The 13077-nt window shown below is 71.3% G+C and carries 17 protein-coding genes; 4 read left to right on the forward strand and 13 right to left on the reverse strand.

The window, feature by feature from the left end; all coding sequences use genetic code 11:
- Positions 1-28: 28 nt before the first annotated feature.
- On the forward strand, positions 29-1120 hold the full coding sequence (locus tag ACFVV5_RS15850) for a substrate-binding domain-containing protein (protein WP_387246009.1): 1092 nt from the start codon (positions 29-31) through the stop codon (positions 1118-1120).
- A gap of 160 nt (positions 1121-1280) precedes the next feature.
- Positions 1281-1955, forward strand: coding sequence for a hypothetical protein (locus ACFVV5_RS15855; RefSeq protein WP_387246010.1), 675 nt, complete (start codon positions 1281-1283; stop codon positions 1953-1955).
- Between the two features lie 192 nt (positions 1956-2147).
- Here the strand turns inward: ACFVV5_RS15855 and ACFVV5_RS15860 are convergent, their stop codons facing one another.
- From ACFVV5_RS15860 to ACFVV5_RS15885, 6 genes are all read right to left on the reverse strand, one after another.
- Positions 2148-2672, reverse strand: a complete 525-nt coding sequence (locus ACFVV5_RS15860) for a DUF6328 family protein (protein ID WP_387246012.1) — start codon at positions 2670-2672, stop codon at positions 2148-2150.
- Positions 2669-3487 carry an alpha/beta fold hydrolase gene (locus ACFVV5_RS15865; protein WP_387246014.1) on the reverse strand — a complete coding sequence of 273 codons (819 nt, stop codon included), beginning with the start codon at positions 3485-3487 and terminating at the stop codon, positions 2669-2671. The genes ACFVV5_RS15860 and ACFVV5_RS15865 overlap by 4 nt, the downstream gene beginning before the upstream one ends.
- Positions 3487-3882, reverse strand: coding sequence for a hypothetical protein (locus ACFVV5_RS15870; RefSeq protein WP_387246016.1), 396 nt, complete (start codon positions 3880-3882; stop codon positions 3487-3489). Before ACFVV5_RS15870 ends, ACFVV5_RS15865 begins: the two co-directional genes overlap by 1 nt.
- A gap of 196 nt (positions 3883-4078) precedes the next feature.
- Positions 4079-4384, reverse strand: coding sequence for an AzlD domain-containing protein (locus ACFVV5_RS15875; protein ID WP_387246018.1), 306 nt, complete (start codon positions 4382-4384; stop codon positions 4079-4081).
- Positions 4381-5115, reverse strand: coding sequence for an AzlC family ABC transporter permease (locus ACFVV5_RS15880; RefSeq protein ID WP_387246020.1), 735 nt, complete (start codon positions 5113-5115; stop codon positions 4381-4383). The genes ACFVV5_RS15875 and ACFVV5_RS15880 overlap by 4 nt, the downstream gene beginning before the upstream one ends.
- A 45-nt stretch (positions 5116-5160) precedes the next feature.
- Positions 5161-5706, reverse strand: coding sequence for a TetR/AcrR family transcriptional regulator (locus tag ACFVV5_RS15885; RefSeq protein WP_387246022.1), 546 nt, complete (start codon positions 5704-5706; stop codon positions 5161-5163).
- 106 nt (positions 5707-5812) lie between these two features.
- Between ACFVV5_RS15885 and ACFVV5_RS15890 the strand changes: the two genes are divergently transcribed.
- Positions 5813-7093 carry an MFS transporter gene (locus ACFVV5_RS15890; RefSeq protein ID WP_387246024.1) on the forward strand — a complete coding sequence of 427 codons (1281 nt, stop codon included), beginning with the start codon at positions 5813-5815 and terminating at the stop codon, positions 7091-7093.
- Between the two features lie 104 nt (positions 7094-7197).
- On the opposite strand, the gene ACFVV5_RS15895 is transcribed toward ACFVV5_RS15890, so the two are convergent.
- Entirely contained in the window at positions 7198-8220 is a 1023-nt protein-coding gene (locus tag ACFVV5_RS15895; protein WP_387246026.1) for an NADPH:quinone reductase, read from the reverse strand.
- 288 nt (positions 8221-8508) lie between these two features.
- Positions 8509-9696: a MarP family serine protease gene (locus ACFVV5_RS15900; protein WP_387246028.1), complete on the reverse strand. Its 1188-nt coding sequence runs from the start codon at positions 9694-9696 to the stop codon at positions 8509-8511.
- A gap of 176 nt (positions 9697-9872) precedes the next feature.
- Here ACFVV5_RS15900 and ACFVV5_RS15905 point away from each other — a divergent pair, with 176 nt between their 5' ends.
- Positions 9873-10043, forward strand: coding sequence for a hypothetical protein (locus ACFVV5_RS15905; RefSeq protein WP_387246030.1), 171 nt, complete (start codon positions 9873-9875; stop codon positions 10041-10043).
- A gap of 36 nt (positions 10044-10079) precedes the next feature.
- Here the strand turns inward: ACFVV5_RS15905 and ACFVV5_RS15910 are convergent, their stop codons facing one another.
- The 5 genes from ACFVV5_RS15910 to ACFVV5_RS15930 all read right to left on the reverse strand — a co-directional run bounded on the left by ACFVV5_RS15910 (position 10080) and on the right by ACFVV5_RS15930 (position 13001).
- Positions 10080-10208 carry a hypothetical protein gene (locus ACFVV5_RS15910; RefSeq protein ID WP_387246032.1) on the reverse strand — a complete coding sequence of 43 codons (129 nt, stop codon included), beginning with the start codon at positions 10206-10208 and terminating at the stop codon, positions 10080-10082.
- Between the two features lie 220 nt (positions 10209-10428).
- Positions 10429-11082: a copper resistance CopC family protein gene (locus ACFVV5_RS15915; RefSeq protein WP_387246034.1), complete on the reverse strand. Its 654-nt coding sequence runs from the start codon at positions 11080-11082 to the stop codon at positions 10429-10431.
- Positions 11079-11804 carry a YcnI family protein gene (locus tag ACFVV5_RS15920; protein WP_387246036.1) on the reverse strand — a complete coding sequence of 242 codons (726 nt, stop codon included), beginning with the start codon at positions 11802-11804 and terminating at the stop codon, positions 11079-11081. Before ACFVV5_RS15920 ends, ACFVV5_RS15915 begins: the two co-directional genes overlap by 4 nt.
- A gap of 88 nt (positions 11805-11892) precedes the next feature.
- Positions 11893-12498, reverse strand: a complete 606-nt coding sequence (locus ACFVV5_RS15925) for a hypothetical protein (RefSeq protein WP_387246038.1) — start codon at positions 12496-12498, stop codon at positions 11893-11895.
- A 155-nt stretch (positions 12499-12653) separates the two neighbouring features.
- Positions 12654-13001: a UBP-type zinc finger domain-containing protein gene (locus ACFVV5_RS15930; RefSeq protein ID WP_387246040.1), complete on the reverse strand. Its 348-nt coding sequence runs from the start codon at positions 12999-13001 to the stop codon at positions 12654-12656.
- Positions 13002-13077 lie beyond the last annotated feature (76 nt).

The raw sequence follows: 13077 nt of genomic DNA on the forward strand, positions 1-13077 counted from the left end.
TATCCAAAAAGAGAAAGTGAAAGTACACATGCGCAAAATCGCACTCGCGACAGTGGCCGTCGCTGCTGTCGCCGCGCTCGCCCTGTCGGGCTGCTCCAGCCGTGGATCCGGTTCCGGCTCCTCGGCCGCGGGCTTCGACAAGGGCGCGACCATCGGTGTCGCCCTCCCGACTAAGACGTCGGAGAACTGGGTGCTCGCCGGTGACCTGTTCACCAACGGGCTGAAGGACGCCGGCTTCAAGGGCGACGTGCAGTACGCCGGAGCATCCGGTGCTGTCGCCGACCAGCAGTCGCAGATCAACTCGATGATCACCAACGGCGCCAAGGTCGTCATCATCGGCGCGGTCGACGGTGGCCAGCTCGCCGCCCAGGCCAAGGCCGCGCACGATGCGGGCGCCCTCGTCATCGCGTACGACCGCCTCATCCTCAACACGCCGAACGTCGACTACTACGTCGCGTACGACAACGAGAAGGTCGGCGAGCTTCAGGGTCAGGCCCTCCTCGACGGAATGGCCAAGAAGTTCCCGGGCAAGACGAAGTACAACATCGAGCTGTTCTCCGGTTCGCCGGACGACGCCAACTCGGCCGTGTTCTTCAACGGCGCCATGAAGATCCTTCAGCCGAAGATCGACGACGGAACCCTCACGGTCGTCTCCGGCCAGAAGGAACTGAAGCAGACCGCTACCCAGGGCTGGCTGCCGGCTAACGCGCAGACCCGCATGGACACCCTGCTCGCCGCCAACTACGGCTCGAAGGAGCTCAACGGCGTCCTGTCGCCGAACGACACCCTCGCTCGCGCCATCATCACCTCGGTGAAGGGTGCAGGCAAGCCGATCCCGACCGTCACCGGTCAGGACTCCGAGGCCGAGTCGGTCAAGTCCATCATGGCGGGCGAGCAGTACTCGACCATCAACAAGGACACCCGCAACCTGGTGAAGCAGGCCATCGAGATGGTCAAGGAGCTCCAGGCGGGCAAGAAGGCCACGACGAACGACGACAAGTCGTATGACAACGGCAAGAAGATCGTCCCGGCGTTCCTGCTGAAGCCGGTCATCGTCACCAAGGAGAACGCGGCCGAGGCGTACGCCAACGACCCGACCCTCGAGCCGCTGACCAAGTAGTCATCGACTCACCGCCCCCGGGCGACGAGCGGGCCGGATCCCTTCGGGGGTCCGGCCCTTTCTTCGTGTAGGCGCGCCCGTGGGTCGTGCGAGGGCGCGGCCGACCGTTGATTCGGGCGACGGGAACGGCGAGGATCGGATCGACACCGAAGGGGGAGTCATGGCCCGCTCGTCACGCACGGCTCGTGCATCCGGTTCGGCCACTGGGCACCGCGGGCGCCGGAGGCGGGGCGGGCTCGGCGCCGTCTCGCTCGCGGTGGCGGCGGGGCTGGCTCTGGCCGGGTGCGTTCCGTTCGCCGGCTTCTCGGCGCCCGCCGCGACCTTCAGCTTCGCCGACGGCCAGAGGCTGGGGTCAGGGGATGCCGGAGCGATCGCGTTCTACGCCGACCTCGGCGATGTGCAGGGCTGGGTGCAGGCGCCGGGAGGCGACGCCGACCACGCGGAGTTCGTGCAGGCGTCGACCGGGTGCCGCGCGATCCTGCAGCGCATCGACGCCAGCGGTCAGGACTACCTGCATCCCGGAGACGACGCGACCTCGTCGGCGGCGATCGTCGACTCGACGTCGGGACTGCACGAGAACCGCACGCTGCGCGCCCGCTCGCTGCTGGCTCTCGGCGACCCCGCCTCGACCGGGAACCAGCGGACCGTCGACGTGATCCGCATCGTGTTCGCTCCCGCGGAAGGCGGGGTGACGACGCACGACGCAGCGCTCGTTCGGGTGTTCGCCGACGCCGGCGTCGGCCTGGTAGCGGAGGCCGACTGCCGGACGGACGAGACGCTGTCCGCCGCGATGCAGGTGCTGCGGCAGCATGTCGCGTTCGTGGTCGAGCGCTGATCGGGCCGGTCTCGGGCCGGCGCCGGCCGCCGACACACGACTGGGGCCGGAGCGGATGTTCCGCGCCGACCCCAGCCTCCCCCGTGTCTCCCCCTGAAACACTGATATCAACCTACGGTCGGGTGCCGGCTCGGGCATCCGGGCTGGCACGGATATTTCGACCGTGCGTGCTCGGAGCATCCGGTCGCGTCGCTATCGCCTGCGGCGGCGGCGCAGCGTGCCCAGCACCGAACGCGGGAACACGACCAGCAGCAGCACGAGCAGGACCAGCATCGCCGAACCGGCGATCAACCCGGCGGGCCGGCCGAGCGTCACATCGAAGATGAAGAAGACCACGCCGCTCGTCAGCAAGGCGACCAGCGTCAAGGTCGCGCGCAGCAGCCTGTCGGCGATCGTGACCGTCGGCACCTTCTCGTGGTGCTGGAACAGCGCGCGGTGCAACGCCACCGGGGCGAGCCCCAGCGCGGTGGCCGCGGCGGCCATCACGACGAGCACCAGATAGAAGCCCACCTGGAACGGGTCCAGGTGGGCGAACCGCTGCTGGAAGACGATCGTGAGCAGGAAGCCGCTGATGACCTGGGTGCCGGTCTGCGTCACGCGCAACTCCTGCAGGATCTCCGCCCAGTTGCGGTCGGCGCGCTGCGTCGCGCTCTCGGGACGTCCGTCGTCGGGGTCGGCGTCGGGGGAGTCGTCGGGTCGGGGGAGCGCGTCGCTCATGCGCCGACCAGGAAGTCGAGGAGCAGGGGAGCGAGCACGGCATCGTCGACGTTGTGCGACTGGCCCGGGACGATGCGCAGGCTGACATCCCGGATGCCCCGCTCGGCAGCCACAGCCGCCTGGTGCATCCACGCGGGGCTGTCGCCGCCGGCCATCAGCAGCACGGGCACGGCGATCCGGGAGAGGACGTCGGCGGGCGGCCCGTCGTCGACGAGGGCGAAGTCGTAGGGGAGCGACGGGGCGAGGGACACGAGGCCGGGGAACCACGGCTGATCCGCCACGGTGTCGGGGTTCATCCCGGTGCCGGCGAGGAACGCCCGGGCCGCCCTGTCACGGTCACCGTCGGCCAGAGCATCCTGGACCACGTCGGCCCCGCCGTCGGGAACGCCCTCGCGCCCGCCGCCGGTCGAGTAGGGCGGCTCGTAGCCCGCCACCCGGCTGATCGCCGACGAACCGGATGCCGCCTCGAGTGCCAGCGCGGCACCCGACGAGTGCCCGTACAGCATGGCGCTGCCGCCGACCGCCTCGACGACCGCGTGCAGATCGGCGACCTCGCGGGCGATCGCGCCACGATGGTCCCGTGCATCCGGAACCGCGAACCCGTGAGGACCCGCGGCGGTCGACGCATCGGTGCTGTCGCCGCGACCGCGCCGATCGAACGTGACGACGGTGAGACGCCCGCTGAGCAGGGGGACCAGCCCACCCGGACTGCGGCGGGTGTTGAGCGCACCCCCGACGATCACGAGCACCGGGCCGGCGCCGGACCTCTCGAATGCGATCGCGCTGCCGTCGGAACTCGTCGCGGTCTCTGCCATCAATGCCTCCCGGATGTCGTGCGCTCCATGGTCCCCGCAGTTGGCCGCCGCCGCAATGACGCCCGGTAGAAGCGCACCAGGTCGGCCGCCGACGGACGCTCACGGTCCATGGTGGCGGCGTCGGTGCGCTTGGCGGCCAGATGGTGCCGCCACGATTCGGAGGCGCAGCGGTGATCCCACCCGGCAGCGGCAGCGGCCTCGAGCGTGCGGCACCAGCCGATCAACTCGCGGTCGGCCGAGCGCGGGGCCCAGGTGACGACGCGGAACCAGAGCTCGGGCCGGTTCGGGTCGCCGAACGCGAAGCGGCGGACGACGGCGTACGGGGCGTCCATCGCGCCCTGGCGCAGCAGCCACTCCGACGCGTGAGCGTTGGCGACGGGATGCCACGGGGCCACTGCTCTCCTTCGGTCGGGTCCGCAGCCCGGCCCGCTGCACTCACAGAGTACGAACGGCCTCCGACACGGCTGCCGTCGCCGCGAGCGTCGCCTGCGGCCGCCGCCTGCGCGCGCCGCCCCGGGCCGGCGACAGGCGAAAAGGGGTCCCGAGTTACCGTCGCGAGGGGGTCCGGGTGGTAGATCGGGACCTTGTGCGTCAGGGGATGAGGCGGATGAGCGCGGCGACGACCGCCGCGGCCGGAACGACCACGATGAACGGGACCCGCAGCGCGTAGAGACCGGCGGCGATCGCGACGGCGGGGAGGCGCGCATCCACGTGCAGTCCCTGGCCGGCGCCGAGCGTCTGCACGCAGATGAGTGCGGCGAGCAGGGCCGCCGTGAGCAGGTCGCTGATGCGCGCGACCGTCGGGTGGTCGAGCGCCTTGGGCGGCACCAGCCAGCCGATCGCCTTCAGTGCGAGGACGGCGATCGAGGCGAGCAGGATGATGTTCCAGGTGGTCACGGCTCCACCTCGCGTTCCATCGGGATGGCTTCCGGATGCGGTGGGTCGGTGCGCCGTCCGAACAGATTGAGGGTTCCGATCACGATGGCGACCAGCGCCGCCGCGAGCACCGGGAGGCCGGGCATCAGGAAGGGGGTGAGCAACGTCGCGACGAACCCGGCGGCCACCGCGACGGCCTGCGTCTGCCTCGCCTTGAGCCGCGGCCAGAGGAGGCCGAGGAAGGCGGCGGCGGCAGCGGCATCCAGCCCGTAGGCCTTGACGTCGCCGATCAGGTTGCCGAGCAGCGCGCCCGCGAGGGTGGTGAGGTTCCAGCCGACGTAGACGACCAGGCCCGTGGTCCAGAAGCCGATGCGCTGGGCACGCCGCTCCTTCTGGGCGGTCGCGACGGCAGTGGACTCGTCGATGGTGAGCTGGGTCGCGGCTGCCCGGCGCCAGAAGCCGGGACCGATGATGCGCGACAGCCGCAGGGCGTAGAAGGAGTTGCGGACCCCGAGCAGGGCGGCGCCGGCGATCGCGGAGCCGCCCGCGGACGTGCCACCCGACGCGAGCACGCCGATCAGGGCGAACTGCGAGCCGCCGCTGAACATCAGGAGACTGAGCACGCAGGCCTGCCAGATGTCGAGGCCGGATGCCGTCGCGAGAGCGCCGAACGAGATTCCGTAGGCGGCGGTCGCGAGCCCGACCGCCCATCCGGAGCGAGCGGCGGCGCTCTCCTCACGGGTCCGGCTCATCCGTCGAGCCTACCGAGCGGCTGCGCGGGGCGGATGCTCGCGTCGTCAGGCGAAGAGGCGGGCGACCAGGTCGTCGGCGGTGCGGTCGGTGAGCGTCCAGGGCTGGAAGATGACGCGGTAGATGATCGGCGCGACCACGTGGTCGACGATGTCGTCGGGGGTGATGCCCGCGGCATCCGTGCGCTCGATGAACATGGTCGCCTCCGCCCGGCGGTTGCGCAGGCAGTCCGATTCGCGCTCGCCGGCGTTGGCGGCGCCCCCGCGCAGCAGTGCGGCGTTGACCGGTTTGCTGTAGTGCTCCACGATCTCGCGCGCCCAGTCGGTGAGGTCTTCACGCAGGGTCCCGCTCTGCGGCAGGGGGCGTTCGGGGTCGAGGCGGTACGTGGCGATGTCGTTGATGAGGGTGGGCAGGTCGCCCCAGCGGCGGTAGATGCTCGTCGGGTTGACGCCCGCACGCTCTGCGACCATCGGCACGGTCACCCGGTCGCTGCCTCGCTCTTTCACGAGCTCTTCGACGGCCGTACGCACGTTGTGGATGACCGCGGCGCTTCGCCCGCCCGTCCTCTTCGACGGAGTGGTCTTGGTTTCCATGACGTCGATTATACGTCAGGAATTTCTTAAAGCAAAAATTGTTGCTTTTGAGGAGCGATAGGTCTAACATCCCTAAAGCAATCGCATTTGCTTTTAGGAGGCGAAGATGTCAACAGGAACAGCAACCGCAGGAGCGACGGGAACCGGAGCCGTCGCCGCGGTCACGACACGCCGGCGCACGCTCGGCCCGGTCGCCGCCTTCGCCGGAGCCGCACTCGCCTTCGTCGGCGTCACCTTCGCCGCCGGCGCCCCCAGTCCGCTCTTCGTCCTCTACCAGCAGGAGTGGGGCTTCCCGGCCTGGGTGCTCACGGTCGCCTTCGCGATCTACGCGATCACCCTGCTGGTCACCCTCCTGATCGCCGGATCCGTCTCCGACCACATCGGCCGCCGCCCGGTGCTGATCGGCGCTCTCGCGCTCGAAGTCGTGGCCATGCTGCTCTTCCTGTTCGCCCGTGACATCGGCTGGATCATCGTCGCCCGCGCTGTGCAGGGTGTCGCCACCGGAGCCGCGACGGGCACGTTCACCGCCTCGATCGTCGAACTCGCCCCCGAGCGCCACAAGAAGCTCGGCGCCGTGATCGGCAGCACCGCTCCGGTCGGCGGTCTCGCCCTCGGCGCCCTGATCACCGGCGCGGCCGTGCAGTTCACGTCACAGCCCACGGTCCTCATCTTCTCGGCCCTCGCCGTCGTCTTCGCCGCGGGGATCGTCGTCGTCGCGTCATCCCGGGAGACCGTGACGAGGCGTCCGGGGGCGATCCGCTCGCTCATCCCGCGCCTCAGCGTTCCGCGCGCCGCGCGCCGCGAGTTCGCCGGCGCCGTCCCGTTGCTGGCGGCGACCTGGATGCTCGCCGGACTGTTCCTCGGCCTCGCGCCGTCGATCGTGCGCGGCGTCTTCCACATCGACAGCGGCCTCGTCAACGGCCTGATCGTCGCACTCCAGCCGGCCGTCGGCGCACTCGCCGGGTTCCTGCTGAGCCGGGCTCCCGCCCGCCTGACGATCGTCTGGGGCACCGTGGCCGTGCTGATCGGCGTGACCCTCGCGGTCGTGGCGGTCGCCGGTAGCGTGCTCTGGCTGCTCTTCGTGGCGGCGGTGTTCGGGGGCGCGGGCTTCGGCGTGGCGTTCTCCGCGACACTGCGGATCCTCTCCCCGCTCGCGCCGAACCACCAGCGGGCCGAGCTCTTCGCGGGTGTGTACCTGGTCAGCTACCTGGCGTACGGAGTGCCGGCGCTCGTGGTCGGTGAGCTGATCGGCGTGGTCGGGCTGCTTCCGTCGGTGATCGGCTACGGGCTGGCGATCGCACTGGTCGCGGCCGTCGCTCTCGCAACGCAGCTCAGCCTGCTGCAGAAGGATCGCGCCCGGCGGGCGCAGGACGCACTCGCGAGCTGATCCGCGCCGGGTCGGCGCATCCGTTTGCCAGTCGTCGTCGTCATCCCGGGCGTGTTGACGACATCAACCGGCAAACGGCGCGCGTACTGGCAACGGCGCCGCGCTCACGCCACGTCGATGAGCGCCTTGCCGATCAGGCCGTTCTCGACGGCGTCGTGGGCGGCAGCGGTGTCGGCCAGCGCGAAGCGCGTGATCGGGAGCCCGTGCTCGGCGCCCACCGACAGTGCTCCCGCGGCCGCGGCCGCGGCCACGCCCCGCACGGCGGCATCCTTCGCGGCAGACGGCGCCGTGTACGTCAGCACGAACTGGAACCGCAGGTTCTTACTCATGCTCGGGCGCGCGGGGATCGTCACGCCCGGCGAGTCGGGGGTGTCGGCGTAGATCGCGATCGCCGCATCCGGAGCCGTCACCCGAACGTCGAGCTCGGCGTTCGCCGCGCCGTTCACCTCGACCACGATGTCGACGCCGCGCGGCGCGAGTGCCCCGATCGCCTGAGCGGCGTCCGAGTCCCGGTAATTGACGACGTGGTGGGCGCCGGCCGCCCGGGCGAGCTCGGCCTTCTCGTGGCTGCTCACGGTGGAGACGACGGTGGCGCCGGCCCAGACCGCGAGCTGGATGGCCGCGTGGCCGACCGCTCCGGCACCGCCCGCGACCAGCACGGTGCGACCCGAAAGGGAACCGGGTGCGAGCTCGCTCGGCGACGATTCGTGCACGGTGAGCGCGCGGTGCGCGGTCAGGGCCGGGATGCCCAGCGAAGCGCCCACGTCGAAGCTCACGTCGTCGGGCAGGGCCACGACCTGACGTACGGGGACCACGGCGAGCTCCTGGGCGGTTCCGTCCGCGCGCTTGTAAGCGGTATCCCACATCCAGACCCGGTCGCCGACCGCGAACTCCGTGACGCCCTCGCCGACTTCGTCGACCACGCCGGCGCCGTCCTGGTTCGGAACCTGCGGGCGCGGGAGCGTCTGCGACTCGGCGCCGCCGCGCCGGGCTTTCCAATCGGTCGGGTTCACGCCCGAGACGTGGATGCGCACGCGCACCTCACCGGGGGCGGGGTGCGGTTCCTCGCGATCGACGAGCTCGAGCACATCGGACGGACCTGTGGACGCGTAGGTGACAGCCTTCATGGCTCCAGCCAACCACTCCGGAGCGGGATGCGCATAGCCGCGAGACGGGCGCGGCCGCCCTGCCGGTCGCCTCCGAGATCCCGGACTCGGTCGACGGGCCCGGGATCGCGCACCTGCCCTGCACCTGTGTCGCCCGGAATCATGTCGGTCCGACGTGCGGCGGGATGCGGTGACTCCAGGCTAGCCGGGCAGGGGCGCCGGGGACAGTAGAAGGGCTCGACGCAGTACGTTCCCACAGCGCGCGGTACGACCCGTGGCGGCCGTCACGACCCCGTGGCCGCCGAGGCGTCAGCCCGTCGCGCAGCCGCCCGAGCTGATGGGCGCCGAGCTCACCCGGGACAGCACGGGCCGCAGCTCCGTGAGGGTGAGGGCGTACCCGGTGTCGGGGTCGACGCTCGAGCGTGCGAACACCACTCCGGCCACCTTGCCCGAGGAGTCCAGCAGGGGGCCGCCCGAGTTGCCCGGACGCACGGCGCCGCGCAGCGCGTAGATGTCGCGGTCGACGACACCGGTCTGGTAGATGTCGGCGCCGCGCGCGGTCACGCGATCGCGCACGCGCTGAGGGCTCACGGTGAACGGACCGTTGCCGGGGTAGCCGGCGGCGTAGGCCTGGGCCCCGGCCGTGAGGTCGTTGCCGATGTCGAGCGGCGGCGCGGTGAGGTCGGTCACGTCGAGCACCGCCAGGTCGCGCTCCGGGTCGAATGCGGTGAGCGTCGCGGCCACCGGACGATCCGTGACCGGGTCGCGCACCACGATCGAGGATGCGCCCGCCACGACGTGGGCGTTGGTGACGACCCGGCCGCGCGAGACCACCCAGCCGCTGCCCTCGGAGTCGACTCCGCAGTCGGGCTTGGACGCGAGGACGGTGACGACGGAACGCTCGGAGCGGACGACTGCGGCCGGGACCGAGCCGTCGGGCGGCTGCACGGTCGTGATCGACTCGCCGCCCTCGAAGACCTTGGGCAGCCCGGCGTCGGCGAGGGCATCGTCCACGGCGCCCAGGATCGTCGACGACGGGATGGGCGCGATGGTCTCGAGGGTCGCCACGACGCGCGACGAGTTCGCGGCCTGCACGACGGTCGCGATATTGGTGGCGAGCGCGAACCCGGCGACCAGCCACACGACGAGCGCCCAGGTGAGCAGCCCGAGCACGGACCCGATCAGCGAGTCCAGCCAGCGGATGGGACCGTGCCGCGCGACCTTGCCGATGAAGGCTGCGATGGTGACGGCGATGGCGTAGGACACGGCGGCGCAGGCCAGCACGACGATCGAGGCGACCACGGACCGCTGCATGATGCTGCCCCAGCCGGCCGAGGCGAGCCAGCCGACGACCAGCGGCGCGAGGGCCAGACCTGCCCACAGGCCGAGACCCAGGCCGACGAGGGAGCCGGCGGCCTTGATGGCGCCCTTGCTCCACCCGGCGGCGATCGCGACGACGGCGAGCACCACCAGCACGACGTCCACGACGATCTCCACGTGGCCACCCTGCCTCATCTGGCTGTGGGTGTGCTCAACCCCTCCCGCGGATGCGCCGCGCTGCCCCTCGCCTGGATGCGCCGCGCGATACCCCGGGCGGCGCTCTGTCGCCACCCCTTATGGCTTCGCAGGCCAGGGGCTACCGTCCGTGACCCACCACGAAAGGACCGACAACGATGAGCGACCAGCAGAACCGCCCCGACCTCGACGAGGGCGAACGGGAGATGACGAGCGCCGACCTCACGGCGGCCGACCCGCAGCACGGCCAGGAGTCCGAGCCGTCGCAGCAGCAGCATCACGACGCGGAGACGGAAGAGGACACAGCGTCGGGCGGCGCTCCCGACTGATCGGCAGCGGGTCAGCCGCTCGTCGCACTCGCCCGGCTAGAGGCGCCCGTCCTCCTCGTCGCCGTCGTCCACGGCGCTCGGATCGGGCAGGGACGTGGGCACGATGTCCGGGTCCAGCTGGTAGGCGGGCACTGCGTTCTGCGGGTTCTGGGCGTCCTTGTCCATGTGCTGAAGGTACGCCCCTGCGCCGCCCCGGGAAACCCCCTTGAGGCGCCGTATCCCCCGCCCCCGCCCCCGCACCCGCCCCCCGCCCCGCCCCGCCCCCGCCCCGCCCGCAATCGAGTCCGGAGTTGCTGGGTCTCAGAACGCGATTTCGACCAAGCAAGTCCGGACTCGATTGCGGGCGGACTGCGCGGGGCGGACTGCGCGGAGCGGACTGCGCGGCCTACTCGGTGGGCTTGCGGCGGCTCGTGAAGACCACGATGAGAACTCCGGCGATCGCGAGCACGACGATCCCGATCCCGATGCCGATCACCAGGGCCAGGTTGCCCGAGTCGTCGGAGGCGGGCGCCGTCGGGGCGGCCGAGCCGGCCGACTCGGTCGGCTGAACCGCGGGGGCGGTCGCGCTGGAGCGCGGGGTCGAGGCGGGCGTCTTCGCGCCGCAGACCGCCGCGTCGCTTCCCGCCGCGGCCACCGCGCCCGCAGGCGGCCGGTACGTGAACGTCAGCGCGTCCGACACCGTGTGCCCGTCGGCCGAGACCACCTGGTACGTCACCGTGTAGGTTCCCGCGGCACCGAGCGCGACGGGTGCCGAGACGACGCGGTCGGCGACCGTCGCGCATCCGGTCTCGAAGTGGCGGGAGCCGGCATCCGGGCCCGTCACTGTCACGAGCGAGCCTGAGCCGTCTCCGGCGAGGTCGAGCACGCGGTCGTTGAACGTGAGCGACACCCTCTGCAACGGCTGGGTGACGACGGCGCCGGATTTCGGGTCGCTGTCGACCAGGTAGTCGTGGGCCGACGCTCCGACCACGGGCAGCAGCGCAAGCGCCACAGCGCCGAGTGCGGCGACGGATGCGGTGAGCAGCCGGAGGCGCGTCATGCGCTCGCCTTTCCACGCGCACGCCGGGTGGCGGCGAAGACGGCCACGACCAGTGCGATCGCGCCCAGGAGGAGGCCGGCGATCCCGAGTCCGATCGCGACCGCGTCGCTCAGCCCGCTCGAGGACGACGCCGGCACCGGCGCGGTTGTCGCGACCACCGGGTTGGCGTCGCCGCCGGCGGGCGCCGGGTCGTTCACGTAGACCGTGGGCGCCGGATGCTCGGGCTCTGCGCCCGACGCGGGGGTCTTGTCCGACCAGTCGACGACCGTTCCGTCGGAGTACGTCTGATGCGTCGGCATCACGATCCGGCCGACGTCGGGGACCGCTCCCGCCGAGATGGTGAACTGCTGGAACTGTCCCGCCGCGATCTGCACGCCGCTGCCGGCCGTCCAGGTGACGCGGACCGGGGCTTCGGTGATCGTCCCGTCGGAGGTCGTAACCGGCTTGGTCAGTTTCTCCGTGTCGACCGTGGTCGTCCAGCCGGCGACCGGCTGATACGACACCGACGTGAACGGGGTTGCGGTCGGCAGGTCGACGACCAGCTTGACGGTGCCCGCGGTCGTGGACTCGGTCGGGACCCGGAAGGTCAGGGTGGCGTAGCTGCCGGGGGAGGCCTGGTCGGGGTCGACGTGCACGTGGGCATTCGCGGCGAGCGGAGCGCCGAAGAGCAGGAGGGCGGTCGTGCCGGCGGCGATCGTCGCGGCGATGGTTCTTTTCTTCATGGGGATGTCCTGGGTCGGAGTCGTCAGAGGATGCGGGAGGCGCGCGTGCACGGACGGCGCGGCCCACGGCATCCGTGGCGACGCGACGTCAGAACGCGACGGCGGCCCGAGGGGGCCCGCGGTGACGAAGGCGGCCGAGCGGGATGCCGAGATCCTGCAGGCGCGACGGCTCCGCCTCGACGGCGGTGGCAGGGGTGAAGAAGAGGGTGACCGGCGCGGTGGCGAGGTGCGCGGCGAACCGGGCGACGCCCATCCGGGCCGTCTCGAACAGCTCCCAGAAGGCGCGCTCCCCGAAGCGGAGTGCGACCACGGTGACGAGCGCGGCGGCAGCGTGCGAGAACCACATCGACGCGCTGCTGGGGACGACCCCCATGTCGGCGTGCCCGGATGCTCCTGCCGCGACCGACATGACCAGGTGGGAGCCCAGGTGCACGTGGCCCTCGCCGGCGGGGGAGAGCGTCGCCGTGCCCGTTCCCAGGCCGAACAGCAGGTGGAACAGGAACTGGCTGAGGACCACCGAGACGGTGAGGCGCCACAGCGAGAGGCGCCGCCCGGCGAGGGCGATCGACGCGAGGGTGGCGAACGCCAGGCTCAGCGCGAGCGGCAGCGGACCCGGCGCCGCACCGCCGCCGGCGACGTGGAAAAGGGCCGCGACGAAGATGGCGATGCCGGACGCGAGCAGCCCGCGCGTCACGCGAGCCCACCTCGATCCCATGTCCGTCCCTCCGTCGGCGGCCTGTCGCGGCCGCACTGCGGTGTCGTTCGCCTGCTGGTTGTTCGTAGCCAGTCTAGGAGTCGGATGGCTCGCGTGCTCCGGCCCCGGATGCTCGGCTCGGTCGCCCGGCTCGCTCAGTGGAGCCGGCTGCGCCAGTCCTCCGGCACCCGGCCCGCCGGCCCCGGAACGGGCTGGTCCTCCGGATGGTGCTGCGGCCCGGCGAGTTGCGGACCGTGAAGCAGTTCGTCGGACTCGTAGTCGTAGAACCAGATCTCTCCGGGCTCGAACGAGCGGATCACGGTGTGACCGGTCTCGCGGAAGTGCGCCGTCGCATGCTGCGAGGGCGACGTGTCGCAGCATCCGATGTGCCCGCACGCCGTGCAGCGGCGCAGGTGGAACCACCACCCGTCGACCTGACTGCATTCGACGCAGCCGGAACCGCTCGGCGGGACGGTGGGGTCGATCTTCGTGGCTTGAGCCATATGCCCCATTGTGGCCACACTCCGAACCGAGCGCGACCCGGTATGTATTCTACGAATGCCGCACACCATGGCCCGT

The sequence above is a fragment of the Leifsonia sp. NPDC058248 genome (assembly GCF_042881905.1).
In the GTDB taxonomy this organism is placed as follows: Bacteria; Actinomycetota; Actinomycetes; order Actinomycetales; family Microbacteriaceae; genus Leifsonia.

Excerpts from the sequence above, each read along its gene's own strand:
- ACFVV5_RS15895 (WP_387246026.1), bottom strand. The coding sequence starts at position 8,220 with ATGAAGGCTGTCACCTACGCGTCCACAGGTCCGTCCGATGTGCTCGAG.
- ACFVV5_RS15850 (WP_387246009.1), top strand. The coding sequence starts at position 29 with ATGCGCAAAATCGCACTCGCGACAGTGGCCGTCGCTGCTGTCGCCGCG.
- ACFVV5_RS15880 (WP_387246020.1), bottom strand. The coding sequence starts at position 5,115 with ATGAGCCGGACCCGTGAGGAGAGCGCCGCCGCTCGCTCCGGATGGGCG.
- ACFVV5_RS15930 (WP_387246040.1), bottom strand. The coding sequence starts at position 13,001 with ATGGCTCAAGCCACGAAGATCGACCCCACCGTCCCGCCGAGCGGTTCC.
- ACFVV5_RS15915 (WP_387246034.1), bottom strand. The coding sequence starts at position 11,082 with ATGACGCGCCTCCGGCTGCTCACCGCATCCGTCGCCGCACTCGGCGCT.
- ACFVV5_RS15885 (WP_387246022.1), bottom strand. The coding sequence starts at position 5,706 with ATGGAAACCAAGACCACTCCGTCGAAGAGGACGGGCGGGCGAAGCGCC.
- ACFVV5_RS15890 (WP_387246024.1), top strand. The coding sequence starts at position 5,813 with ATGTCAACAGGAACAGCAACCGCAGGAGCGACGGGAACCGGAGCCGTC.
- ACFVV5_RS15860 (WP_387246012.1), bottom strand. The coding sequence starts at position 2,672 with ATGAGCGACGCGCTCCCCCGACCCGACGACTCCCCCGACGCCGACCCC.
- ACFVV5_RS15905 (WP_387246030.1), top strand. The coding sequence starts at position 9,873 with ATGAGCGACCAGCAGAACCGCCCCGACCTCGACGAGGGCGAACGGGAG.
- ACFVV5_RS15855 (WP_387246010.1), top strand. The coding sequence starts at position 1,281 with ATGGCCCGCTCGTCACGCACGGCTCGTGCATCCGGTTCGGCCACTGGG.
- ACFVV5_RS15865 (WP_387246014.1), bottom strand. The coding sequence starts at position 3,487 with ATGGCAGAGACCGCGACGAGTTCCGACGGCAGCGCGATCGCATTCGAG.
- ACFVV5_RS15910 (WP_387246032.1), bottom strand. The coding sequence starts at position 10,208 with ATGGACAAGGACGCCCAGAACCCGCAGAACGCAGTGCCCGCCTACCAG.
- ACFVV5_RS15920 (WP_387246036.1), bottom strand. The coding sequence starts at position 11,804 with ATGAAGAAAAGAACCATCGCCGCGACGATCGCCGCCGGCACGACCGCC.